Here is a 24,372-nt window from a genome sequence, read left to right as displayed (position 1 = left end):
ATCCACACGACCCGGACAATGGACGTCATGCAGGATACCCGCCCCACGGCCAAGCGCGCTGACCTCAGAAATGTCGCGATCATCGCGCACGTCGACCACGGCAAGACCACACTTGTCGACGCGATGCTGCGACAGGCAGGTGCCTTCGGCGCCCGAGCCGAGCTCACCGACCGGGTCATGGACTCCATGGACCTGGAGCGGGAGAAGGGGATCACGATCCTCGCCAAGAACACCGCGATCCGGTACGTGCCGGAGAGCGGCGATCCCGCGACCATCAACATCATCGACACACCCGGCCACGCCGACTTCGGCGGCGAGGTCGAGCGCGGCCTCACGATGGTCGACGGCGTCGTGCTGCTCGTCGACGCGAGCGAGGGCCCGCTGCCGCAGACCCGGTTCGTGCTGCGTAAGGCCCTCAAGGCCCGCATGCCCATCATCCTGGTCATCAACAAGGTCGACCGGCCGGACGCGCGCATCAAGGAGGTCGTCGACGACACGTACGAGCTGTTCCTCGACCTCGACGCGGACGAGGAGCAGATCGACTTCCCGATCATCTACGCGTGCGCCCGCGACGGCATCGCCTCGCTCAAGCAGCCCGCCGACGGCGCGGTGCCGGAGGACTCGACCTCGCTGGAGCCCCTGTTCTCCACGCTGCTGTCGACCATCCCCGCGCCCACGTACGTCGAGGACGCGGCCCTACAGGCGCACGTGACCAACCTGGACGCCTCGCCGTTCCTGGGCCGCCTCGCGCTGTGCCGGGTGCGCCAGGGCGTCATCCGCAAGGGGCAGACGGTCGCCTGGTGCCGCGAGAACGGCACGACCGAGCGGGTACGCATCTCCGAGCTGCTCATGACCGAGGGCCTGGAGCGCAAGCCGGCCGAGCAGGCGGGCCCGGGTGACATCATCGCGGTCGCCGGCATCCCGGAGATCATGATCGGTGACACGCTCGCGGACGCCGAGAACCCGGTCGCCCTGCCGCGCATCACGGTCGACGAGCCGGCCATCTCGATGACCATCGGCACGAACACCTCCCCCCTCGTGGGCCGGGTGAAGGGCGCCAAGGTCACCGCGCGGATGGTCAAGGACCGCCTCGACAAGGAGCTGGTCGGCAACGTGTCGCTACGGGTCCTGCCGACGGAGCGCCCGGACGCGTGGGAGGTGCAGGGCCGGGGCGAGCTGGCGCTGGCCATCCTCGTCGAGCAGATGCGCCGCGAGTCGTACGAGCTGACGGTCGGCAAGCCGCAGGTCGTCACCCGGGAGATCGACGGCAAGACCTGCGAGCCGGTCGAGCGGCTGACCATCGACGCCCCGGAGGAGCACCTCGGCGCGATCACGCAGCTGCTGGCCAGCCGTAAGGGCCGCATGGAACAGCTGGTCAACCACGGTACGGGCTGGATCCGCATGGAGTGGCTCGTGCCGGCGCGCGGCCTCATCGGCTTCCGCACGGAGTTCCTCACGGACACCCGGGGCACCGGCATCCTGCACCACGTCTTCGAGTCCTACGAGCCGTGGTTCGGCGAGCTGCGCACCCGCAACAACGGCTCCCTGGTGGCCGACCGCGCCGGCGCGGTGACCGCGTTCGCGATGACGAACCTGCAGGAGCGCGGCACGCTGTTCGTCGAGCCCGGCACCGAGGTGTACGAGGGCATGATCGTCGGGGAGAACTCGCGCTCGGACGACATGGACGTCAACATCACCAAGGAGAAGAAGCTCACCAACATGCGCTCGTCCACCGCGGACGAGACGGAGAAGCTGATCCCGCCGCGCAAGCTGTCCCTGGAGCAGGCGCTGGAGTTCTGCCGCGAGGACGAGTGCGTCGAGGTCACCCCGATCGCCGTTCGCCTGCGCAAGGTGATCCTCGACCAGACCCAGCGCGGCCGGCTCGCCGCCCGCCGCAAGCACCAGGGCTGATCAGGCCGACCCGGCGCGGAAGGCTATCCTCCCGCGCCGGGTCGCCACACGATGTCCACAGCGGTTCACACCGTGGCCACACACGTGTGTGGCCACATCCCGCCGCCGCGCTATTCGGACCTTGTCGCGACCGCCGCCAGCGCCAGGCCGCCGAGCAGCGGCACGGGCGGCGCGATCGGGTCGCACAGCGGCCGGTCGCCCGCCGCCGCCACGAGCGTGGCCAGGCCGAACTCGGGCACGGCCGCGGCGCCCGTACCCAGCTGGGCGCGCGACGCGCCCAGCGCGGCCGCGACCGGCGCGTTGTGCGCGGTCAGGTGCCGGTAGAACGCGGTATACAGACCCACCGTGTACGCGGGTGAGGCCGGCGCCTGCAGGGTGACCACGCGGTCGGCGCCGGCCCGCAGCAGGCCCAGCGCCGCCGGCACCCCGGCCGTCGCGCCCGCGAGCACCACGAGCGGCAGCGTCCGCCCGGCGGCGCGCTGCACGCGCACCAGCCCCGCCAGGTCCGCGAGTCCGAACCCGTCCGTGGCCGAGTCGGCCAGGTGCAACACGTGGTACGCGTCGATCGCCAGCGCCTGCGCCAACTCGGTGACCGTCGTGGCGGCGAGCAGGCGCACCTGCGTGCGCACCAGCCCGGCCCACTGGTCCGGCGAGCGGACCGGCACGTCGCCGGGCACCACGACGAGGATCTTCAGCGGCCCGGGCGTGGGCGACATGACGGGCGCCCGCACGCCGTGCGAGCGGCGCGTCATCCGCACGCCCGGGATCGTGGCGAGCACCCGGTCGTCGGGCAGCCGGATCAGCTCGAAGGGCCAGTCGATGGCGTCGTCGTCGCACTCCACGACCACGTCGAGCACGCCCGTGCCGGCCAGGCCCTTGATCGTGGTGAGCGAGTCCTCGTCGAACAGGCAGCGGCCCAGCCGCCGGCCCGCCGAGATCTGCTTCGCGGTGGCCTGCTCGGCCGGCAGCGTCAGGGTCTGCCAGAAGTCGTCGAAGCCCCACGGCAGGGGCACGACCCGCTCGCTGATCACCGTGCCGGCCAGCTCCACCCGGCTGTAGACGTCGTCGCCGCTCACGGACACCCGCAGCGACACCTCGTGGTGGCCGGGCGCGGGCGGCGCGCCCGTGAGGTCCGAGACGAGGCTGGCCACGGCCGCACTGTCCAGGACGCGCAGCCGGGTGTGCTGGGCGATGGTCGGACCGAACCAGTCGGGCAGCTCGGTCACCGACCGGCCGGGCAGCACCAGCGGCCGGAACTTCGACTTGCCCGCCGGCAGGTTGCGGTAGAGCAGCTCCCGGATGAACGACGCCTCGGCCGCCGCGCGGCTCGCGTACGCCGGGGAGGCGATCACGAGCACGACGTCCGCGCTGCGGATCTCGTGCTGTGTCCACAGTGCCCAGTCACGGCCGTCCGTCGGGCCGGGCAGCGCCACCCGGGCGTCCACGCCGAGCCGGCGCAGCAGCTCCCACAGCTGCCGGACGGCCGCCACGTGCCCGGCGGACTCCTGTGCGTACGAAAGGAAAACCCGCACCGGTGCCCTCACCCCATCCACGGGTCCTATCTCAACTCAGATGTGGCATCGATATCAACCGACAGGTCGTCAGAGCGACACCCCGGCGCCGCGACGAGCGCGCTCTCCCGCTCCCGCATCTCGCGGGCCTCGCGGTTGCGGCCGCGGCGCGTGAGCACCTCGGCGAGGTGGTGGTAGGCGTAGCGCAGGTCCTCGCGGAGCACGGCGTCGCCGGTGGCGTTGGCGGCGAGCCGGCTGAGCACGTCCAACCCCTCGCGCAGGCTGTGTTCGGCCTTGCTGACCGAGCCGGCCGCGGCCAGGGCCCCGCCGAGGCGCACCTCCAGCAGGCTCAGCTCGTGCTGGTGCGTGACGTTGGTGGGGTCGTCGGCCACGAGGTCCTCCCGGATCGTGATCGCCTTGCGCAACAGGCCCTGCGCCTGCTCCGGCTGGCCGGCGGCCAGGGCCGCGTCGGCGAGCCGCTCCAGCGACACCGTCAGGTCGCGCTGGCGCTCGGGATCGCCGGGCTCGGCATCAAGCAGCCGCTGCCGGATCTGCAGGGCCGACTCGAAGCGCTCGGCCGCCTCAGCGGTGCGGCCGGCCGCGAGCATCAGCTCACCGAGCTTGTTGTGCGCGACGCTGAGGTCGCGTCGCAACGCCGGGTCGGCGGCGTCGGCCTCGACGAGCTGCGCGAGGAGCGCGAGGCCGCGCCGGAAGTGCCGTTCGGCCTCGTCGACGTCGCCGGCCGCCAGCCACACCTCGCCGAGGCGCTCGTGGCACACGCTCAGGTCGCGGCGCAGCACGGGGTGACGGGGAAAGACCGACACGAGCCGCTCCGTGCCCGCGAGGTCCTCGCGGAACAGCGCCTCCGCCGCCACCTGGTCACCGGCCGCCAGCTCCAGCTCGCCCGCGCGGCTGAGCAGCAGGCTGAGCCCGCGCTGGGCCGCGAGTTCGGCCGGCTGCTGGGCCGCGATGCGCAGCTCGCCGCCGAGCACGTCCGCGGCGCGGGCGCGCGCCGCACCGGTGAGGCCCAGCGCGCCCAGCTCGTCCAGCTCCCGGTAGACCAGCTCCAGGAAGCCGGCCGTCTCGGCGGGTACCGCCCGGGTCACCTGGTTGAGCAGCGCCGCCCGGCTCAACGCGCCGCCCAGGCGGTCGAGGCCACCGACGGCCACCGTGGCGACCCCGCCGAAGCTGTGCGCGCCCGCGAGGTGGCGCACGGTCTCGCTGAGGTCGGCGAACGTGGCCGTGCCGGCGTGGCGGCGCCGGTCGTGCACCGCGACCGCGCGCGCGTGCCGCTCGCCGGCCTCGCCGTCGTGGTGCGCCGCCACGGCCTCCCCGACCCAGGGCTGGGCCGCGTACCGGACGCCGCCCGAACCCTCCACGCGGGCCATGAGCGCGAGGTCGACCAGCGCGGTCAGGGCCCGCTCGGCGTCGTCCGTGTCGAACTGGCCGACGTGCGGGCCGTGCAGCGCGACCGCGAGGTCCTCCGCGCTGATCGGGCCCAGGCACGTGCTGGCCTGCAGCAGCGCCTCCCGCTCGCCGTGCGTACGGCGACGGAACAGCGCGGTGACCAGGACCTCGCGGGCGTCGGCGGGGGCCCGCTCGATGGCGGCCAGGGCGGCGGCGAAGTCGGCCGCGCCGTCGCGGGCCAGCGCGTCGGCGAGCTCCACGAGCCGGGGCAGCCCGCTGACCGTCCGGACGACCGTGGCGCGGGTCGCCTCGTCCAGCGCCCGCAGGCCGGTCATGCGGTCGACCAGCCGCTGCGCCTCCTGGCGGTTCAGTGGGGGCACGTCGACGCGGGTGAGGTCGAGGCCGGCGGCCGGCGAGCTGTCGCGCGCCGTCAGCAGCAGGCGGCCCTTGCCGGCCGAGGCCGCGAGCCTGGCGAGGACGGACGCGAAGCCGCTGTCCGCCAGTCCCTCCCCGTACTCGCTGAGGTTCTGGTCCAGGCCGTCGAAGACGAGCAGCAACCGCCGGGCGCGCAGCAGCTGCCGCACGACGCCGAGCTTTCCGGCGTCGTCGACGGCCGCGTCGCGCAGCAGCCGGCTCACCTCCTCCATCGAGGACTCCTTGGCGAGCGCGTCCGCGAGGCCGGTGAGCAGCGCCTCGGGGTTCCACCGGCCGCTGTGCGTGACGATCGTCCAGCCCTGGCCGCGAAGCCGGGCCATGACCCGGCCGGCGACGGACGTCTTGCCGACGCCGGGCGCGCCGGTGAGGATCACCCCGGCGCCGCCGGGGCCGTTGCCGGTGGGGCGCTGCAGCGCGCGTACGGTGGCCTTCACCTGCTCGGCCCGGCCGACGAGCCGGCCCGGCGGCAGCTCCATGGGGTAGCCGGCGTTGCCGACCCGGCCCACGCCGTCCAGCGACCGCGGCGTCGCGTAGGCGTCCAGCACGGGCCGGTCGTCGTCGGTCGCGAGGAGCGTCGGCAGGCCGTACTGCGGCGTCTCGTCGCCGCCGGGCACCACGACCGTGCGGGCGTACGCGAGGGCGACGCCGGCCGGGCCGTTCTGCTCCGCGAGGCGGCGGTAGAAGGCCGCCGCCAGGTGCACCGCGTAGCCGGGCGCGGGCCGCGCCTGCATGACCACGACCCGGTCGGCGCCGAAGCGGATCAGGTTGGCGGCCACCCCGTCGACGCCCACGCAGCCGCCCGCCAGGAAGATCACCGGAACGGGCTCGTCGTCGCGCCGCACCGCGCGGACGAGTTCGACCGGGGTCACCGGCGACGGACGGCCGTCCTCGTCGGTGAGCTGCAGGCTGGGTGCGCCGCCGGGGCCGTCGATGTGCACCACGTGGTAGGCGTCGGCGCGCACGGCCTCCTCCACCTGGGCGAGGTCGGCGACCTCCAGGACGGTGAACTGCGCTGGTACGCCCGTCTCCAGCAGCGGCGCGAGCGAGCGCAGCCGCGTCTCGTGGTCGGCCGCGGCCGCCACGACGAGCACCTTGAGCGGGCCGGCGACCGGCAGGGCGGCGGCGCCCCGGTTCGCGCCGGAGCGGCGGCGCACGAGGGTCACCTGGGGCAGCTGCGCGAGGGCCCGGTCGTCGGGCAGGCGGATCAGCTCGTACGGCAGGGACAGCCCGGCCGGGTTCGCCTCGACGACGATCTCCAGCACGCTGTCGGGCGGCAGCCCGTCGATCACCTCAGCGAGCCGGCCGAGGATGGCCTCGTCGAGCAGCGTTCGGCCGAGCCGCCGCCCGGCGGAGATCAGCTTCCCCTCGGCCTCATGGCCCCGGCCCAGGCCTTCCCAAAGGTTGCCCATTCCGTACGGCTCAGGCACCGAACGGATGCCGACCACGTCACCGTCGAGAATGGCGCGGCAGCTCAGGGTGCCGGACTCGACCGCGACCTCCAGGCGGAGCCGGTGCGAGATGAAGGGTGCCTGCATGGGGGGCACAGTACGTGAGGAACGACGGGCTTACCTCGTCCGCTAGCGCACATTAGGCTGCCTCAAATGTCGTCGATCCGCTCCGCGGCGAACTCCCGAACCTGGCTGCTGTCCACCCCCCACACGGCGTACGCGCTGCGCGTCAGCGACCGCGAACTGCCTGCCCACCTGCACTGGGGCGCCCCGCTCACGCTCGCCCAGGCGGCGGCGATGGCGCCGCACGGCCCGGTGTACGGCGTGGGCGTCGACGGCCCCGGCCATCCGGAGGAGTACCTGGTGGCGGGCGGTGCCCGGTTCGGGGTCAGCAGCCTGCAGGTGCAGTTTTCCGACGGTACGCGCCCGGTGCAGCCGGTCCTCGTCGGCGAGCACGTCGAGGAGGAGTCCGGCGGCGCGACGCTCACGCTCAGCTATGCGGACGAGCACTATCCGCTCACCATCGACCTGCACTATCGGGTTCACGACGGCTGCGACGTCATCGAGCGTTGGACGACGTTGCGCCACCCGGCTGACCCGCCCGCGTTCGTCACCCGCGCCGACTCCGCGTGCTGGACGCTACCGCCCCGACCGGACTACCGGCTGAGCCACGTGACCGGCCACTGGAGCTCGGAGAGCCAGGTGGAGCGCGTGACCCTGGCCCGCGCCGAGACGACGCTTACCAGCCGCCGAGGGCTCACGGGCCACCACGCGAACCCGTGGGTCATGGTGGACGCGGGCGACGCGACCGAGGACGCCGGCGAGGTGTGGGGCGCGGCGCTGGCGTGGAGCGGGAGTTGGCGGATCACCGTCGACCGCTCACCGACCGACCGGGTCCAGCTGTTCGGCGGGTACGGGCACGACGCGCTGACGTGGCGGCTGGCGGGCGACGACTGCCTGCGTACCCCGGTGTTCTGCGGCCTCTACAGCGACGGCGGGTTCGGCGCCGCGAGCCGCGGGTGGCACGAGCACGTCCGCGAGCACGTGTTGCCGAGGCCGGACGAGGTCCGCCCGGTCGTGTACAACTCGTGGGAGGCCACCGGGTTCGCGGTCGACGTCGCGGGTCAGCAACGGTTGGCCCGGCTGGCCGCGCCGCTGGGCGTCGAGCTGTTCGTGATGGACGACGGCTGGTTCGGCAAGCGGCTGTCGGACAACGCCGGGCTGGGCGACTGGACCCCGAACCCCGACCGGTTCCCCGACGGGCTGACCCCGCTCATCGACGAGGTGCACCGGCTCGGCATGCGGTTCGGCCTGTGGGTCGAGCCCGAGATGGTCAACCCCGACAGCGACCTCTACCGCGCGCACCCGGACTGGGTGCTGCACAGCGCCAACCGCGCCCGCACCGAGGTGCGCCAGCAGCTCGTGCTGAACTTCGCCCGCCCGGACGTGGCGGCGTGGGCGCACGGCTGGCTCGACGGCCTGCTGCGCGACCACAAGATTGACTTCCTGAAGTGGGACTTCAACCGCCCGTTCACGGAGGCCGGCTGGCCGGAGGCCGCCGACGGTGCCGACCGCCTCTGGATCGACCACATCCAGGCGGTGTACGACCTGCTCGACCGGCTGCGCGCCGACCACCCCCGGCTGCGCGTCGAGTCGTGCGCGGGCGGCGGCGGCCGGGTCGACCTCGGCATCCTCGCCCACACCGACGAGGTGTGGACCTCCGACAACACGGACGCGTACGACCGGCTCAGCATCCAGTACGGCTTCAGCCAGGTGTACCCGGCCGCCATCATGGCCGCCTGGGTGACCGACAGCCCCAACTGGCTCAACGGCCGCGTCACCCCGCTGCGCTTCCGCTTCCACGTCGCCATGGCCGGCGTCCTGGCGATCGGCGGCAACCTCACCGAATGGTCGCCCGAGGAGCTGGCCGAGGCGGCTGACCTGGTCGCGCAGTACAAGCGGATCCGCCCGATCGTGCAGCACGGCCGCCAGTACCGCCTCGCCCCGCCGGGCGCGCCCGTGACCGCCGTCCAGTACGTCTCGCGCGACGGCGCGGAGTCGGTCGTCTTCGCCTACCGCCCGGCCCCGACGTTCGGCCGTCACCCCCAGCCGCTGCCCTTGCGCGGCCTGGACCCCGCGGCGACCTACCGCGACAAGGACACCGGCACGCAACACCCGGGCGCCCTCCTGCTCACCCACGGCCTCCCCCTGACCCTGCCCACCGGCGACTACGCCAGCGCGTTGGTCACCCTTATCCGGGTGTGACCTGACCCGCCCACGCGCCCCCATCCGACCGCCGGTCGGTCCGTGTGGCTGTCACAGGCGCGGGCTAACGTCGGGGCATGCGCCTGGCCACCTGGAACGTCAACTCCGTCACCGCCCGACTGCCCCGCCTGCTCGACTGGCTGCGGACCACCGGCCCCGACGTCGTGTGCCTGCAGGAGACCAAGACCGCCACGTTCCCGGAGGCGGAGGTCGCCGAGCTGGGCTACGAGGTGGCCGCGCACGGCGACGGCCGGTGGAACGGGGTGGCCCTGCTGTCGCGGGTCGGCCTTGCCGATGTGGAGCGTGGCTTTGCGGGCCAGCCCGGCTTCCCCGACCCGGAGGCACGCGCGATCGGCGCGACATGCGGCGGGGTGCGGGTCTGGTCGGTGTACGTGCCGAACGGACGCACCATCGACGACCCCCACTACGCGTACAAGCTGAACTGGCTCGCCGCCCTGCGCGACGCGCTCGCGCCGACCCTGGCCGCCGGCACGCCCCTGGTGGTGTGCGGTGACTTCAACGTCGCCCCCACGGACTCCGACGTGTGGGACCCGGCGGCGTTCGTCGGCTCGACGCACGTGACGGCCGAGGAGCGCGCCGCGCTGGTCGCCCTGCTCGACCTCGGCCTGCACGACGTGGTGCCCGAGCCCATGAAGGGGCCCAACCCCTTCACCTACTGGGACTACCGGGCCGGCATGTTCCACAAGGACATGGGCATGCGCATCGACCTGGTCTACGCGTCGAAGGACCTCGCCGACCGGGTCGGCAGGGCGTGGATCGACCGCGAGGCCCGCAAGGGCAAGGGGCCCTCCGACCACGCCCCCATCATCGTCGAGCTGACCAGCGGGTGAACCGCGGCCGGTCCGTGACCGTCAGCAGCTTGGTGCCACCGTGGTTCATCACTACGAGGAGCGCACCAGGTCGAACCGATCGAGGTCCATCACCTTTGTCCACGCCGCGGCGAAGTCGTGCGCGAACTTCTCGTGGGCGTCCGCGCTGGCGTAGACCTCCGCGAGGGCCCGTAGCTGCGAGTTCGAGCCGAAGATCAGGTCGACCGTGGTGGCGGTCCATTTCAGCTGGTCGCTGGCCACGTCGCGGATCTCGTACACATGCTCCTCGGACGCCGACCGCTGCCACCGGCTGCCCGCCGAGAGCAGGTTGACGAAGAAGTCGTTGCTGAGTACGCCGGGCCGGTCGGTGAACACGCCGTGCCGGGCGCCGCCGACGTTCGCGCCGAGCGCGCGCATGCCACCGACGAGGACGGTCATCTCCGGCACGGTCAGGTTGAGCATGTACGCGCGGTCGACGAGCAGCACCTCCGGCGAGGTCTTCTCGTCGGCGGGCAGGTAGTTGCGGAACCCGTCGGCGCGCGGCTCGAGGACCTTGAAGGACTCGACGTCGGTCTGCTCCTGGCTGGCATCGGTGCGGCCCGGGTGGAACGGCACGGTCACGCTGACGCCGCCGTCACGGGCCGCCTTCTCGACGGCGGCGGTGCCGGCCAGCACGATCAGGTCGGCGAGCGAGATCTTCGCGCCGTCGGCGTCGTTGAACTCGCGCTGGACGCGTTCCAGGGTGTCCAGGACCTGTTCCAGCTGCAAAGGCTCGTTGACCGCCCAGCCGCGCTGCGGTTCGAGGCGGATCCGGGCGCCGTTGGCGCCGCCGCGCTTGTCGGTGGACCGGAAGCTCGCCGCGGCGGCCCAGGCGGTCATCACCAACTGGGTGGTGGTGAGGCCGGACTCCAGGACCTTCGTCTTGAGGGCGGCGATGTCGGCGTCGCCGACGAGTTCGTGATCGACGGCCGGCACGGGGTCCTGCCACAGCTGCGGCTCGGGGACCCACGGCCCGAGGAAGCGGCTGACCGGACCCATGTCGCGGTGCAACAGCTTGTACCAGGCCTTGGCGTAGGCGAGCGCGAACTCGTCGGGGTTTTCGAGGAAGCGGCGCGAGATCTGTTCGTACACCGGGTCGACCCGCAGGGACAGGTCGGTCGTGAGCATCGTCGGCCGGTACTTCTTCGAGGGATCGAACGGGTCCGGGATGATCTCCGGAGCGTCCTTGGCGACCCACTGCTTGGCGCCGCCGGGGCTCGTGGCCAACTCCCACTCGTGGCCGAAGAGGATCTCGAAGAAGCGGTTGCTCCACTGCGTGGGCCGGTCGGTCCACGTCACCTCGAGGCCGCTGGTGATGGTGTCGGGGCCCTTGCCGGTGCCGTAGCTGCTCAGCCAGCCGAGGCCCTGCGCCTCCACCGGGGCGGCCTCGGGCTCCGGGCCCACGTGGTCGTCGGCGACGGCCGCGCCGTGGGTCTTGCCGAAGGTGTGCCCGCCGGCGATGAGGGCGACCGTCTCCTCGTCGTTCATGGCCATCCGGGCGAAGGTTTCGCGGATGAAGTGCGCCGCCGCGGCCGGGTCGGGGTTGCCGCGCGGTCCCTCCGGGTTGACGTAGATGAGGCCCATCTCGGTCGCGCCGACCCCGGCGGACATCTCCTTCTCGGAGACGTAGCGCTCGTCGCCGAGCCAGGCGTCCTCGGGCCCCCAGAAGATCTCCTCGGGTTCCCAGACGTCCTCGCGGCCGAAGCCGAAACCGAACGTCGTGAAGCCCATCGACTCCATCGCCACGTTGCCGGCGAGGACGAGCAGGTCGGCCCAGGAGACCTGCTGGCCGTACTTCTGCTTGACCGGCCACAGCAACCGCCGCGCCTTGTCGAGGTTGGCGTTGTCCGGCCAGCTGTTGAGCGGGGCGAACCGCTGACCGCCGTCACCGGCGCCGCCGCGCCCGTCGTGGATGCGGTAGGTGCCCGCGGCGTGCCAGCTCATCCGGATCATCAGGCCGCCGTAGTGGCCGAAGTCGGCCGGCCACCAGTCCTGCGACGTGGTGAGCATGTCGATGATGTCCCGCTTGAGCGCCTCGACATCGAGCTTGGCGAACTCCTCGGCGTAGCTGAACCCGCTGCCCAGCGGGCTGCTCTTGGGCGAGTGGGCCCGCAGCACCGAGAGGTCGAGCTGGTTGGGCCACCAGTCCCGGTTGGTGCGCGGCCGAGCGGTGGGTTTCGGCGTCGGCGACGGGATCGCCGGGTTCTCGCTCTCGCTGCCGTGCGCGGTAGCGGAGTCGGGCGCGACCTCGAAGCCGGCCGCCTCCTTCTCGTCCACGCCCTGCGCGCTCGAAGGGCCGTTGGCCTGCGTCTCGCTCATTTTGAGAGTGTACAAACGCTTTTGCCCGGCATTCAGGGCTTTACGGCGGCCCGGCCGGGACGACGAGGTGCCCGCCGGCGGGCACCACGCCGGCCGAGGGCACCGGCTGGTCGGCGGCCGTGTGGTTGATGATGACCAGCGCGTCCGGGTTCACCCGGCGGACGGCCTCCACGCCCGCCGGCAGGTCCGCCACCACGGGCGCCACCCCGGCCGCCGCGCACACGGACGCCAGGAACCGCCCGGGGTCCTCGAGCGAGGTCGACACGTAGTAGGCCGCCCCCGCCCCGACCGCGTTGCGGGTCACCGCCGGCAACCCGGCGAGCACCCCGTCGGCGTAGGAGTCGACCGCCGACGCCCCCGCCAGGCGTACCCGCTCCGACCAGAGCCGGCCCGTACCTCCGGACGACAGGGAGACGGACGCGTCGGGCGCGAGCGGCAGCCACTCCTCGACCCGTACGCCGAGCAGGTCACGCCACGCCCCCGGATGCCCGCCGAGCCGTACGCGCGGCGCCGGGTCGGCGATGCCGCTGAAGTACCAGACGACGACCGTCCCGCCGGCCTCCGCGTAGGACCGCAGCGCGGCGGCCGCCTCGTCGGAGACCAGGTACAGGCTGGGCACGAGGACCAACCGGTACCCGGACAGGTCCGCGCCGGGTCGGGCGACATCGCAGGTGACCCCGGCCCGCCACAGCGCCCCGTGCACCGACCGGACGGCGGCCAGGTAGTCCAGCGACGAGGACGGGAACGCGGGCGCCTGCGACGCCCACCACGCCTCGTCGTCCCACAGGATCGCCGCCGACGCGACCACCGCCCCGTCGAACAGGGCCGGCCCCAGCTCCCGGTGGACGGCGCCGAGCGCCGCGCTCTCCCGGAACACCCGGCTGTCCGCCCCCGCGTGCGGCACCATCGCCGAGTGGTACAGCTCGGCGCCGCCCGCGGGCGCCCGCCACTGGAAGTACAGCGACCCCCGCGACCCGCGGGCCACGTACGACAGGGCCAGCCGCGCCATCCGGCCCGGCTCCTTGACGGCCATCCGGCCGGGCTCGTAGATGAGGTTCGGCGCGGTCTCCATCAGCAGCCAGGGCCGCCCGCCGGCCCAGCCGCGCGCCAGGTCGGCGGCGAACGCGGTCTCCTCCTCGGCCGCGAGCGGCGCCGACGAGCCCGGGTAGTGGTCGATGGAGACGAAGTCGACCTCCGGGGCCCAGTCCCAGTGCGACACGGGCACCCAGCCGCCGAGGACGAAGTTCGTCGTGATGGGCACGGACGGGTCGATCGCGCGCAGCGCGTCGCGCTGGGAAACGAAGCAGGCGAGCAGTTCGTCGGAGGTGAACCGCTTGAAGTCGAGCGCGAGCGCGGGGTTGTGCAGGTACTGGGTGGCGCGCGGCGGCATGATCTGCGCCCAGTCGGTGTAGTGCTGGCTCCAGAACGAGGTCGTCCAGGCCGCGTTGAGCGCGTCGAGGAACCCGTGCCGGCGGCGCAGCCAGTCCCGGAACGCGGCGGCGGTCACGTCGCAGTGGCACGTCGTGCCGTACTCGTTGTGCACGTGCCACATGGCCACGGCGGGGTGCCCGGCGTACCGCGAACCCAGGGCGGTGGCGATGCGCAGCGCGGCCGCACGGTACTCCGGCGACGAGGGGCAGTACGTGTCGCGGCTGCCGTGGGTGAGCCGGGTCCCGGCCGCGTCGACCGGCAGGCCGGCCGGGTGGGCGAGGGTGAACCACGGCGGCGGCGAGGCGGTGGGGGTCGCGAGGGCGGCCGCGATCCCGCTGTCGTGCAGCAGGTCGAGCACCCGGTCGAGCCAGCCGAAGTCGTACTCGCCCTCGGCCGGCTCCAGCAGCGCCCAGGAGAAGACGCCGACGGTGGCGAGGGTGACGCCGGCCTCGCGCATGAGCGCCATGTCCTCGTGCCACACGGACTCGGGCCACTGCTCGGGGTTGTAGTCCCCGCCGTAGCAGAGCCGCCCCGCCATGCCCCTCGGCCAGTCCACCGGCGCCCCCGGATTGCCTTTTGTTTAGTCGTTAGCCAAACTAGGCCAGGTGACCTTGGTCGTCAATGGCGTCCGCGTACCCGAGCGGGGCTTCGTCTCCCGCTCCCCCGCACCCACCTGGGAGCACGGCCTGATCACCGGCAACGGCCGCCAGGGCGCGGTGGTCCACGGGACACCGGGCGCGATCGCGATCGACCTGGCCCACGAACGGCTGCGGCACCCCGTCCAGGCGCCGCTCGACCCGCCGCCCACCGCCGAGGTGCTGCCCGAGCTGCGCCGGCTGCTGCGCGACGGCCGCCGGCAGGAGGCCGCCGACCTGGTCGTGACGGTCGCCGGGAAGGCCGACCCCGGCTACGCCGAGCTGCGCTGGATCGACCCGTTCATCGGCGCCGGCACGCTGACCCTCACGCTCGACCCCGCCGCCGACTGGATCCGCGCGACCGACTTCGCGACCGGCCTGGTCGCCCACGCCTGGCACGACGGACGGGGAGAGGTCCGGGTCGAGACGTTCGTCTCGCGCCCCCACGACGTCGTCGTCGTGCGCCTGCGCGCCGACCACCCCGTCGCCGGCACGCTGCTGCTGCGGCCCGTCGCCGGCGAGCCGCGGCGGCCGGTGGCCCACGAGCTGGTCACCGACCGCGCCGGGCTCACCCTGCGCGGCCGTTTCCACACCGGGAGCGGGTACGCCATCACAACGCGCCTGCGCTGCGACGGCGCCACCGCGCCCGCGGGCGACGCCGTGCGCTTCGCCGACGTCACCGAGCTGGTCGTGCTGGCCCGCACGACCGTGACCGGCCACCCGCCGCCCCCGGTTGCGGCCCCCGCCCCGCGCGACGACCTCGATGCGCTCGACGCGCTGCCCGGCGGCGACGACCTGCTGGCGGCGCACGCCGCCGCCCACGGCGCGCTGTTCGGCCGCTCCCGGCTGATCCTCGGCGCCCCGGCGGCCCCCTCGTCGGAGGAGCTGCTCGCCGACCCGACCGACCCGGCCGTCATCGCGGCGCTCTACGACGCCGGCCGGTACGCGATCATCTCCAGCACCGGCGAGCTGCCGCCCGCGTTGCAGGGCGTGTGGAGCGGCACGTGGCACCCCGCGTGGGCGTCCGGGTACACCCTTGACGGCAACCTGCAGGCCGCGGTCGCGGCCCTGGAGGCGACCGGCACGCCCGAGCTGATGCTGCCGCTGTTCGACCTGCTCGACGCGTGCCGCGAGGACTTCCGGCGCAACGCGCGGCGCCTCTACGGCGCGCGGGGCATCCTCGTGCCGGCGCACCTGGGCACCCACGGCCTGGCCAACCATTTCGGGCCGCGCTGGTGCCTGACCTTCTGGACGGCGGGCGCGGCCTGGCTGGCCCGCCTCTACGCCGATCACTGGCGGTACTCGGGCGACCTGGCGTTCCTGCGCGCGCGGGCGTACCCGTTCATGGTCGAGGCCGCCGACTTCTACCTGGACTTCGTGACCATCAAGGACGGACGGGCGACGTTCGTCCCGTCGTACTCGCCGGAGAACAACCCCGGTGGCGGCGAGGCGCAGGCCGCGCTGGACGCCACCGCGGACGTCGCGGCCGTTCGCGACCTGCTGCGCAACCTGCTCGCGGCGCACGGGGCGCTCGGGCTGGCCGACCCGCGCGCGGCGGCGTGGCGCGCGCTGCACGACGCGCTGCCCGCCTACGAGGTGCGCGGCGGCGTCCTGGCCGAGTGGCTGCACCCGGCGCTGCGGGACAATCACGGGCACCGCCACGCCTCCCACCTGTACGGGCTGTGGTACGAGCCGGACCCGCCGTTGCTGGCTGATCCGACGCTGCGGTCGGCGGCCGGGGCGGCCGTGGCCGCGCGGCTGGCCTGGTGGCGCGAGCAGGGCGACGAGATGGCGTTCGGCCTGGTCCAGCTGGGCCTGGCGGCTGCCGCGCTGGGCCTGGCCGAGCCGGCGTACGAGGTGCTGACCCGCCTCGCGGGCCGGTACTGGCGCCCCAACCTCGTCTCCACCCACAACGCCGGCGACCTGTTCAACGTCGACATCTGCGGCGGCCTGCCGGCGCTGGTGGTGGCGATGCTGGTGGGCGCCGGCCCGGCCCGGCCACCGGACGCCCCGCCCGTCCCCGAACAGCTGCGGCTGCTGCCCGCGCTGCCGGCGGCCTGGCCGACCGGGGAGATCCAGGGGGTACGGGCGCGCGGAGGTGTCACCGTGGAGCGCCTGGTCTGGTCGCCGGACGGCCTCACGGCGGGGCTGCGGGGCACCGGCGACGTCGTCGTGCACACCCCGTGGGGGTTGCCCCGGCGCGTCCGGCTCACGCCGGACACCGTCATGACGGTCACCGTCCGGGCAGGGATGGACGGGTCCGGGCCAGCGCACGTCGGGCGGGACGGCTGACGACCGGGTCAGGCGAGGGCCGGCTGGGATACGCACCTAAAGATCGCCCTTTTCCTCGCCGCAGGCGTTGACGTTTGTTGGGTTACCGGAAAAACTAATGCCACATCGCTTGCCGAAGGCCGAGACAGCAGGAGTTTCCGATGCCGTTCCGACCGCCTCTCGTTCCGCACGAGACGTTCGTCGCCGATCCGCCCGAACTGCCCGTCCGCGCGCCCGGCGAACAAGGGCTCGCCGCGCTCTCGGCCGCGGAGGTGACCAGCCTCGACACCGGGACGGTCACGGCCAAGGCGATCACGAGCGACGGGCAGACCCTCACGGTCGAGCTGAGCGCCGCCGGGGAAGGCATCATCCGCGTCCGGCTCAGCCAGGACCCCGACGCCCGCAGCCGCTCCGCCCGGGCGGCCACCCTGGTGCGGCCCGGCCGCTGCGCCACGGCCACCGCCGCTGTCGAGGACGGCACCGTGCGGCTGACCGCCGGCCCGATCACCGCCGAGCTGACGCTCGACCCGTGGCACCTGCGCTTCGTCGACGCGGCCGGCAACCTGCTCGTCGAGGAGGACCGCGGCATCACCGACATCAGCGGCCGGCTGCGCACGCTGCCGTTCGGCCGCTCCATGGTCGACGGCTCGGTCGCCGCCTACCACGAGAGCTTCGCGGCGGCTGCCGACGAACACTTCGTGGGCCTCGGGGAGAAGTTCACCACGCTGGACAAGCGCGGCCAGCGGGCACTGATGTGGAACTTCGACGCCTTCGGCGCCGAATCCGACCGGGCGTACAAGAACGTGCCGTTCTACATCTCCAGCAGGGGCTACGGCGTCGTCGTCGACTCCGGCCTGCCGACCGAGTTCGACCTGTGCCAGTCGACGCACAGCGTCGTGCAGATCCTCGTGCCGGACGACCTCATCGACTACTACGTGCTCGCCGGCCCCACGCCGGACGAGGTCCTCGGCCGCTTCGACGCGCTGACCGGCAAGCCGCTGCTGCCGCCGAAGTGGGCCATGGGCACCTGGCTGTCGTCCGGCTTCTTCGCCGACAGCCAGGAGCAGGCCCTCGGCCGGGCCCGCAAGATCCGCGAGATGGGCATCCCCTGCGACGTGCTGCACCTGGACTGCTACTGGCAGACCGACGGGCACTGGTCCGACCTGCGGTGGGACCCGGTGACCTTCCCCGACCCCGACGCCATGATGCGCGAGCTGACCGGGGCCGGGTTCAAGGTCTCGCTCTGGATGAACTCGTACATCTCGCACCTGAGCCCGGCGTTCGCCGAGGCCGACGAGCTGGGCCTGTTCCTCAGGACGGCCGACGGCACGACGTACGTCGCCGACGTGTGGCACGGGTCGTACCCGGCGTGCGGCATCCTCGACCTCACCAACCCGGCCGCGGTCGAGTGGTTCTCCGAGCGCCTGCGGGCCCTGCTCCGGCAGGGGGTGGCGGCCTTCAAGACCGACTTCGCCGAGGGCGTGCCGGCCGACTGCGTGGCCCACAACGGCATGACCGGCGTCGAGCTGCACAACGTCTACACCCTGCTGTTCAACGACATGGTCCAGGCGGTGACCCGCGAGGTCGCCGGCCACGGGCTGGTCTGGGCGCGCTCGTCGTTCCTCGGCGGGCAGCGGCACTCCGCACAGTGGAGCGGCGACATCAACGCCACCTACCCGGCCATGGCCAGCACGGTGCGCGCCGGCCTGTCGTACGGGCTGTCCGGCGTGCCGTTCTGGTCACACGACGTGGGCGGCTTCGGCGGCACGCCCACCCCCGACCTGTACGTGCGGTGGGCGCAGTTCGGCGCGTTCTCGCCGATGGTGCGCTTCCACGGCACGACCAGCCGGCTGCCGTGGGAGTTCCCGGCCGACGCGGCCGAGCTGGCGATCGACGCGCTGCGCCTGCGCTACCGGCTCATGCCGTACCTCTACAGCGCGTCCGTCGAGTCGGCCGAGAGCGGTACGGCCTGGATGCGCCCGCTGCTGGAGGACTCCCCCGACGACCCGGCCACCTGGCACGCCGACCTGGAGTACCGCATCGGGGCGGACCTGCTCGTCGCGCCGATGACCGACCCGAGCGGCACCCGCAGTGTCTACCTTCCCGAGGGCGACTGGGTGCGGTTCTGGGACGGCGAGGTGCACACCGGCGGCCGCTACGCCAGGGTGACCACGGCGCTGGGGCAAACCCCGCTGTTCGTGCGCCGGGGCGCCCTCATCGCCACGGTGGAGCCCGGCGACACGGTCGGCGACGGACCGTTCGGGCCGCTGACGCTGCTCGCGTACGACGTGACCGACACGACGGCCGTGGTGCACGACGTGGACGGCACCACCACGATCACCGCCCGCCGGTCCGGCGAGCGGCTGGAGCTGACCGTCAGCGGACCGCGCCGGGTGGCGCGCGTCGAGCTGCCCCGGGTGGCCGACGCCCGGCCGCCGGCCGAGGTCTCCCTCGACGGCGTGACCGTGCCGCTCACCGGCGCCGACGGCGTACTCGTGGCTGATTTTCGTTGAGCGGTCGGCGCGTGACCGGCCGGCGCGGGAGCACGGCCGGTCACGCGTCGAGGCGGCAGCCACGACCGCGAAGCGGTTACCCCTTGAGGTCGGGGCGGACGTAGGCTGCCGGCCGGCCGCAGTAGTCCACGGGGGCGAACGTCGGCACGGTGGAGTGGCGGCAGACCTGCACGACCACCGTGTCGATCACGCTCCCGCGGGCCATGAGCGCGAGCCTGAGGTCGGCGACCCCGTTGTCGGCCCTGGCCGCCTCGGTGTCGACCAGGACACCCCGGGTGTACGCGGAGAACGTGACGACCGTGTACATCAGGTCGTCGCGGCAGGCGGTCACGTCGTTGGGCGCGGGCCGGTCGATGACCGAGCCGGTCGCATGGACCGCCGGCAGGATGGACACGGTCAGCGGGTTCCAGTCGAACGTGCCCTTCGCCGCGCCGTACGCGCAGCGGTCTCCGGAGTCGGCGCGAAAGTCGGTCGTCGGGGCGGCCTGGGCCGGCGCGGCGGTGACCGTCAGGCTCGCGACCAGGGCCGCGAGGACGGCGATGAGACGGGTAGACGGACGCATCGCAGGGGATCCTTCCGTTAGGGACGCCCATCGATATCGATGGTGAGCGATATCGTACGTGCCCCGACCGCAAGATTGTGATCATGAATCGCGGCCAGGGCATGTCGGCATGCCGTGGCCCGACACGGGGCAGGATGGGAGCCATGAGCGACGACGTTCCCACGAACCAGCCGACGGTGACCCTGCCCGGCGGCGTAGCGCTGCCACTGCTCGGCCTCGGCACCTGGCAGGCCACCGGCGAGGACGCCTACCGCGCGGTGCGCGTGGCGCTGGAGGCCGGCTACCGCCACATCGACACGGCCGCCGCGTACGGCAACGAGGCGCAGGTGGGCCGCGCGCTGGCCGACAGCGGCCTGCCGCGCGAGGAGGTCTTCGTGACCACCAAGCTGCGTCCCAGCGACGCCGACCGCGCCCCGCAGGCCATCAACGACAGCCTCGCCAAGCTGGGGCTTGACTATGTCGACCTGTGGCTCATCCACTGGCCCATCGAGGGGCAGGCGAGCCCGCCGACCTGGCAGCACCTGCGCGACGCCCGCGACGCGGGCCTCACCCGCGCGATCGGCGTCAGCAACTACAGCCTCGACCAGCTCGACGAGCTGGCCGACGCGAGCGGCGAGATCCCCTCGGTCAACCAGATCCCGTGGGGGCCGACGCGCAACGACCCGACGCTTCTCGCCGGGCACCAGGCCCGCGGCGTGGTGCTGGAGGGGTACAGCCCGCTGCGCAACGCCGACCTGGACTCGCCCGTGCTCAAGGAGATCGCCGAGGCGCACGGCGTCACGCCCGCGCAGGTCGCGCTGCGCTGGCACATCGACCACGGCGTGGTGGTGATCCCGAAGTCGACGCGCGAGGAGCGCATCCGCGCCAACGGCGACCTGTTCGGCTTCGCGCTGTCGGCCGACGAACTGGCCCGCGTGGACGCCCTCGACCAGCCGTAGACACGTTTGCGGGGGCCGCGTCGCGGCCCCCGCAAACGGGAATCAGCCCTTGACGGCGCCCAGCAGCACGCCCTTGGTGAAGTGCTTCTGCATGAACGGCGTGACGACGAGGATCGGGATCAGGGTCAGCGTCACCACGGCCATCTGCAGCGACAGGGGTGCGATCTGCTGGTGGCCCAGGTTCTGCCCGATGGTGGTGAGGCCGCTGCCGGGCATCGCGTTGCCCTGGATCGTGTACGTGTAAATGATCATCTGTAGCGGCCACATGCCGTTGTCGGGCAGGTAGAGCAGCGCGTTGAAGAACGATCCCCAGTACCCCATGGCGTAGAAGAGGGTGTTGACCGCGAGCACCGCCTTCGACGTCGGCAGGACGACCGACCAGAGGGTGCGCCACTCCCCCGCGCCGTCCAGTCGGGCCGCCTCGATCATGTCCTCCGACGTCGCCATGAAGAAGCCGCGCATGATGAGGATGTTGAACACGCTCACCGCGCTGGGCAGGATCAGCGACCAGTAGTTGCCGTAGCCGCCCAGCGCCGACACCAGCAGGAAGCTCGGGATGATGCCGCCGCTGAAGAACATCGTGATGATGAGGATCATCAGCAGGGTGCGGTGCCCGAACGAGCCCCGCCGCGACAGCCCGTAGGCGCACAGGACGCTGACGACCATCGACAGCACCGTGCCGACGACCGTGGTCCACACGCTCACCCAGAGCGAGTGCAGGATGAGCGGGTTGTCGAAAATCTGCCGGTACGCCTCCGTGGTGATGCCGCCCTGCGGGATGAACACCATGCCGCCGGCGAGGTTGACCGACTGCTGCGTGGACAGGCTCGTGATCACGATCATGTAGATCGGGACGAGCACGATGGCCACCGTGAGGAAGAGGACGAAGCCCTTGCCGGCCTGGCCCGCCGCGGTCGGCGGTTCCTCCCAGACGGGCCGGTGGCTGGGCCGACGGCGCACCTTGTTCGTGGTCAGGACTGTCATCGCCGGTACAACCCATCCTCCCCGATGGCGTGCGCGAGCTTGTTGGCCGCCAGGATCAGGATCAGCGACAGTACGCCCTTGAACAGGCCCGCGGCGGCGCCGTAGCTGAAGTTGTTCGCGACCACGCCGTAGAAGTACGAGAACGTGTCGAGCACCTCGGAGGCGTCCCGGCCGACGGCCTTGCGCTGGATGAGCATCTGCTCGAACCCGACCGTGAGCGCGTTGCCCAGCCGCAGCACGAGCATGAGCACGATGACGCCGCGCATGCCCGGCAGCGTCACGTGCCACAGCCGGCGCCAGCGTCCCGCGCCGTCCGCGGCCGCCGCCTCGTACAGGCTCTGGTCGATCATCGCGAGCGCGGCGAGGAACACGATGATGCCCCAGCCCGCTTCCTTCCAGACCAGCTGGGCCGTCACCAGGTACTTGAACGATCCGGGGTCGGTCATGATGTCCCAGGTCGGCAGGTCGTTCTGGATCAGGAAGGTGTTGAGCGCGCCCGCGCCACCGAGCATCTCCATGAAGACCGCGACCACGAGCACGAACGAGAAGAAGTGCGGCAGGTATACGACGGACTGCACGAACGAGCGGACCCGGCTACTCATGATCGAATTCAGCAGCAGGGCGAGCAGGATCGGGATCGGGAAGAAGAGCACCAGCTGCACGGCACTGATGACGAGCGTGTTCTCGAGCGCGTGCCAGAAGATCGGGTCGGTGAACAGCCGCTCGAACTGGTGGAACCCGACCCAGGGACTGCCCCGGAAGCCGGAGTAGATGTCGTAGTGCTGGAACGCGGTCACCGTGCCGAGCATCGGGATGTACGCGAAGACGATCAGCAGGACGATCGCCGGCACGACCATGATGAGCAGGGTCCGGTCGCGCTTGAACTTCTGCCACGCGGTCAGCCTGTTGGTACGCGGCGGCGGCTCGGGTGTGGGGGCGTCGGCCTTTTCGGGCCCGGCGTCGCCCCGCTGCGTGATGGTGGCCACGGTGCTCCTGTCAGGGCGGTACATGAGGTGCCGGCCGGGACCGCGCGGCGTCGACCCCGGCTCACATCTGGTGATCCGGCGCCGGGGCCTTACGGCCGGGGCGCCGGATCACGACGGTCAACTGCTCGGCGTCGGGGCCGACGACGCGCCGGTCACGTACTTGCTGCGGATATCGTCGTAGAACTTGCGCAGCTCGTCGCCGCCGTTCTTACGCCACGCGGCCACCGCGTCGGTGAACGCCGAGATCGGCTTGCGGCCGACCTTCACGTCGGAGATCGTGTCCTGAACGGCCTGCCCGATCGAGGAGTACTGCGCCGGCTCGGTGATGTTCATGCCGAAGAAGATCGGCGTCCGGGCGTACTTGACCGTGTCGGCCTGCCAGGCGGCGTAGTCCTTGGCCACCTGGGTGAAGCCCTCCTGCACGGTGGTGACGGCCGGCGCGGTGACCAGGAACTGGAAGGTGGTGGCGACCAGCTTGCTGCCGCTCTCGCTCAGCACCGGGTTGCCGTCCTTCATCGTGTACGTCTGGCCCTCGGCGCCGAAGTTGACCACCAGCCACTCCTTGGACCCGTACGGCGCCGCGAGGTAGTTGGCGACCGCCAGCAGCTCCTTGACCTGGGCCTCGGTCAGCTTGGCGTTGAGGTAGGCGAACATCGACGCGCCGGGCTGCAGCTCGATGCTGGGGGTCTGACCCGCCGAGGCGGACAGCAACTTGAACGCCTGCCGCACGTAGCCGGGGTTGGCGGCCGTGCCGGACTTGGCGTCCTGACCGTTCCACGCACCCGTGCCGTCCGCGGCGATGACCGTCTTGCCGCTCCAGAACCGCTGCTTGGCGTTCTGGTCGGTGCGGGCGATGTCGGCCGGGTGGATGTAGCCGGCCTTGGCCAGCGACGCGTGCCATTCGAGGGCGGCGATGATGCCCTCGGTCTCGTAGCTGTGCACGATCTTGCCGGTGGCGTCCTGGTCCCACTTCATGTGGAAGCCGAACAGCTGCGCGGCGTAGTTGCCGACGTCGCCGAACACGTCGCCGAACGCGTACTGGCCGGCCGTCTTGCTGGTCAGCTGGGCGCCGAGGGCCTTGAGGTCCTCCGCGGTCTTGATCGAGTCAGGGTTGATGCCCTGCTTGTCGAAGATGTCCCGACGGAAGAAGACCGCCCCGGCGAACGTGGCGTTGGACGGGTACACCGGCAGGCCGTAGAGCTTGCCGTTCCACACGCCGGCCGACCAGGCGCCCGACGGGATGTTGGCGAGGTTCGGGTACGCCGAGATCTTGTCGCCGGACAGGTACGGGGTGAGGTCGACGAACTTGGCGACGGCCGAACCGAAGTTGAGGTTGGTGGTGTTCCAGCCCGGGATCTGGATCCAGTCCGGCAGCTTGTCGGCGGCGAACAGCGGCGGCAGCGTGTCGCCGTAGTTGTTGCCATCCGCGGCCTGGATCTTCAGCGTGGTGCCGAGGGCCTGGTTCACCGCGTCGTAGTACGCGTTGCCGCTGGCCGGCGGAATGGCGCCCCACAGCGGCGTCATGGTGGTGTAGGAGCCGCCGGAGCCGGGGGTGGACGGGACGGTCTGCACCGGCGAGGCCGGGTAGGACAGGAACACCGGGTCGGAGACGGCGCCGGCGGCACCGGTCACCGACGGGATGTCGGCCTTGACCGAGGTGTTCTGGATGTAGTTCGGGATGATCTTGTTGATGTCGTCCTTGCTCGTGGTGCCGGGGCCTTTGTTCCCACCCGAGCTGTCGCAACCGGCCAGCAGGCCGCTGCCGCCGACGGCTGCGGCGGCCGCGCCGGCGCCCGCGACGGTGAGGAAGGTCCGGCGACTGGTGCGCCGACGGGACAGGGGATTGGTCATCGCGCTCTCGGCCCTTCGAATCAGGGTTAAGGGGAT

The 24,372-nt window shown here is 72.3% G+C and carries 14 protein-coding genes; 6 read left to right on the top strand and 8 right to left on the bottom strand.

Features of this window, described 5'->3' with window-relative positions; all coding sequences use genetic code 11:
• Positions 1-27: 27 nt before the first annotated feature.
• Positions 28-1,911, top strand: coding sequence for a translational GTPase TypA (gene typA / locus ABD191_RS20430; RefSeq protein WP_344084347.1), 1,884 nt, complete (start codon positions 28-30; stop codon positions 1,909-1,911).
• A 110-nt stretch (positions 1,912-2,021) separates the two neighbouring features.
• Here typA and ABD191_RS20425 read toward each other — a convergent pair whose 3' ends face one another.
• Both ABD191_RS20425 and ABD191_RS20420 read right to left on the bottom strand, forming a co-directional pair.
• Positions 2,022-3,443 (bottom strand): TIR domain-containing protein, encoded by a 1,422-nt coding sequence (locus ABD191_RS20425; protein ID WP_344084345.1) that lies wholly within the window; start codon positions 3,441-3,443, stop codon positions 2,022-2,024.
• A gap of 26 nt (positions 3,444-3,469) precedes the next feature.
• The gene (locus tag ABD191_RS20420; RefSeq protein WP_344084341.1) at positions 3,470-6,799 is read right to left on the bottom strand and encodes an AAA family ATPase; all 3,330 of its coding nucleotides are present in this window, start codon (positions 6,797-6,799) and stop codon (positions 3,470-3,472) included.
• A gap of 66 nt (positions 6,800-6,865) precedes the next feature.
• On the opposite strand from ABD191_RS20420, the gene ABD191_RS20415 reads away from it, so the two are divergent.
• Complete coding sequence (locus tag ABD191_RS20415) at positions 6,866-8,977, top strand: alpha-galactosidase (protein ID WP_344084338.1); 2,112 nt, start codon at positions 6,866-6,868, stop codon at positions 8,975-8,977.
• Positions 8,978-9,054: 77 nt separating this feature from the next.
• Positions 9,055-9,828 (top strand): exodeoxyribonuclease III, encoded by a 774-nt coding sequence (locus tag ABD191_RS20410; protein ID WP_344084335.1) that lies wholly within the window; start codon positions 9,055-9,057, stop codon positions 9,826-9,828.
• A gap of 51 nt (positions 9,829-9,879) precedes the next feature.
• Here the strand turns inward: ABD191_RS20410 and katG are convergent, their stop codons facing one another.
• Positions 9,880-12,165, bottom strand: coding sequence for a catalase/peroxidase HPI (gene katG, locus ABD191_RS20405; protein ID WP_344084332.1), 2,286 nt, complete (start codon positions 12,163-12,165; stop codon positions 9,880-9,882).
• Positions 12,166-12,205: 40 nt separating this feature from the next.
• Complete coding sequence (locus tag ABD191_RS20400) at positions 12,206-14,152, bottom strand: beta-galactosidase (protein WP_344084329.1); 1,947 nt, start codon at positions 14,150-14,152, stop codon at positions 12,206-12,208.
• 49 nt (positions 14,153-14,201) lie between these two features.
• Here ABD191_RS20400 and ABD191_RS20395 point away from each other — a divergent pair, with 49 nt between their 5' ends.
• Complete coding sequence (locus ABD191_RS20395) at positions 14,202-16,523, top strand: glycosyl hydrolase family 95 catalytic domain-containing protein (RefSeq protein ID WP_344084327.1); 2,322 nt, start codon at positions 14,202-14,204, stop codon at positions 16,521-16,523.
• Positions 16,524-16,663: 140 nt separating this feature from the next.
• Positions 16,664-19,015 (top strand): TIM-barrel domain-containing protein, encoded by a 2,352-nt coding sequence (locus tag ABD191_RS20390; protein ID WP_344084325.1) that lies wholly within the window; start codon positions 16,664-16,666, stop codon positions 19,013-19,015.
• A gap of 76 nt (positions 19,016-19,091) precedes the next feature.
• On the opposite strand, the gene ABD191_RS20385 is transcribed toward ABD191_RS20390, so the two are convergent.
• On the bottom strand, positions 19,092-19,577 hold the full coding sequence (locus ABD191_RS20385; RefSeq protein ID WP_344084323.1) for a hypothetical protein: 486 nt from the start codon (positions 19,575-19,577) through the stop codon (positions 19,092-19,094).
• A gap of 143 nt (positions 19,578-19,720) precedes the next feature.
• On the opposite strand from ABD191_RS20385, the gene ABD191_RS20380 reads away from it, so the two are divergent.
• Complete coding sequence (locus ABD191_RS20380; RefSeq protein WP_344084321.1) at positions 19,721-20,515, top strand: aldo/keto reductase; 795 nt, start codon at positions 19,721-19,723, stop codon at positions 20,513-20,515.
• Positions 20,516-20,557: 42 nt separating this feature from the next.
• Here ABD191_RS20380 and ABD191_RS20375 read toward each other — a convergent pair whose 3' ends face one another.
• The 3 genes from ABD191_RS20375 to ABD191_RS20365 form a co-directional block, all read right to left on the bottom strand.
• On the bottom strand, positions 20,558-21,499 hold the full coding sequence (locus tag ABD191_RS20375; RefSeq protein ID WP_344084318.1) for a carbohydrate ABC transporter permease: 942 nt from the start codon (positions 21,497-21,499) through the stop codon (positions 20,558-20,560).
• A complete protein-coding gene (locus ABD191_RS20370) occupies positions 21,496-22,485 on the bottom strand; it encodes an ABC transporter permease (RefSeq protein WP_344084316.1) in 990 nt (329 codons plus the stop codon). Before ABD191_RS20370 ends, ABD191_RS20375 begins: the two co-directional genes overlap by 4 nt.
• Before the next feature lie 117 nt (positions 22,486-22,602).
• Positions 22,603-24,336: a type 2 periplasmic-binding domain-containing protein gene (locus tag ABD191_RS20365; protein ID WP_344084313.1), complete on the bottom strand. Its 1,734-nt coding sequence runs from the start codon at positions 24,334-24,336 to the stop codon at positions 22,603-22,605.
• Positions 24,337-24,372: the final 36 nt, after the last annotated feature.

It is taken from the genome of Luedemannella helvata (assembly GCF_039528415.1).
In the GTDB taxonomy this organism is placed as follows: domain Bacteria; phylum Actinomycetota; class Actinomycetes; order Mycobacteriales; family Micromonosporaceae; genus Luedemannella; species Luedemannella helvata.
Note: the sequence above shows the minus strand (reverse complement) of the source record. Positions and strands in the feature narration are given on the sequence as shown.

Excerpts from the sequence above, each read along its gene's own strand:
- ABD191_RS20420 (WP_344084341.1), bottom strand. The coding sequence starts at position 6,799 with ATGCAGGCACCCTTCATCTCGCACCGGCTCCGCCTGGAGGTCGCGGTC.
- ABD191_RS20410 (WP_344084335.1), top strand. The coding sequence starts at position 9,055 with ATGCGCCTGGCCACCTGGAACGTCAACTCCGTCACCGCCCGACTGCCC.
- ABD191_RS20415 (WP_344084338.1), top strand. The coding sequence starts at position 6,866 with ATGTCGTCGATCCGCTCCGCGGCGAACTCCCGAACCTGGCTGCTGTCC.
- ABD191_RS20385 (WP_344084323.1), bottom strand. The coding sequence starts at position 19,577 with ATGCGTCCGTCTACCCGTCTCATCGCCGTCCTCGCGGCCCTGGTCGCG.
- ABD191_RS20365 (WP_344084313.1), bottom strand. The coding sequence starts at position 24,336 with ATGACCAATCCCCTGTCCCGTCGGCGCACCAGTCGCCGGACCTTCCTC.
- typA (WP_344084347.1), top strand. The coding sequence starts at position 28 with ATGCAGGATACCCGCCCCACGGCCAAGCGCGCTGACCTCAGAAATGTC.
- katG (WP_344084332.1), bottom strand. The coding sequence starts at position 12,165 with ATGAGCGAGACGCAGGCCAACGGCCCTTCGAGCGCGCAGGGCGTGGAC.
- ABD191_RS20375 (WP_344084318.1), bottom strand. The coding sequence starts at position 21,499 with ATGACAGTCCTGACCACGAACAAGGTGCGCCGTCGGCCCAGCCACCGG.
- ABD191_RS20390 (WP_344084325.1), top strand. The coding sequence starts at position 16,664 with ATGCCGTTCCGACCGCCTCTCGTTCCGCACGAGACGTTCGTCGCCGAT.
- ABD191_RS20380 (WP_344084321.1), top strand. The coding sequence starts at position 19,721 with ATGAGCGACGACGTTCCCACGAACCAGCCGACGGTGACCCTGCCCGGC.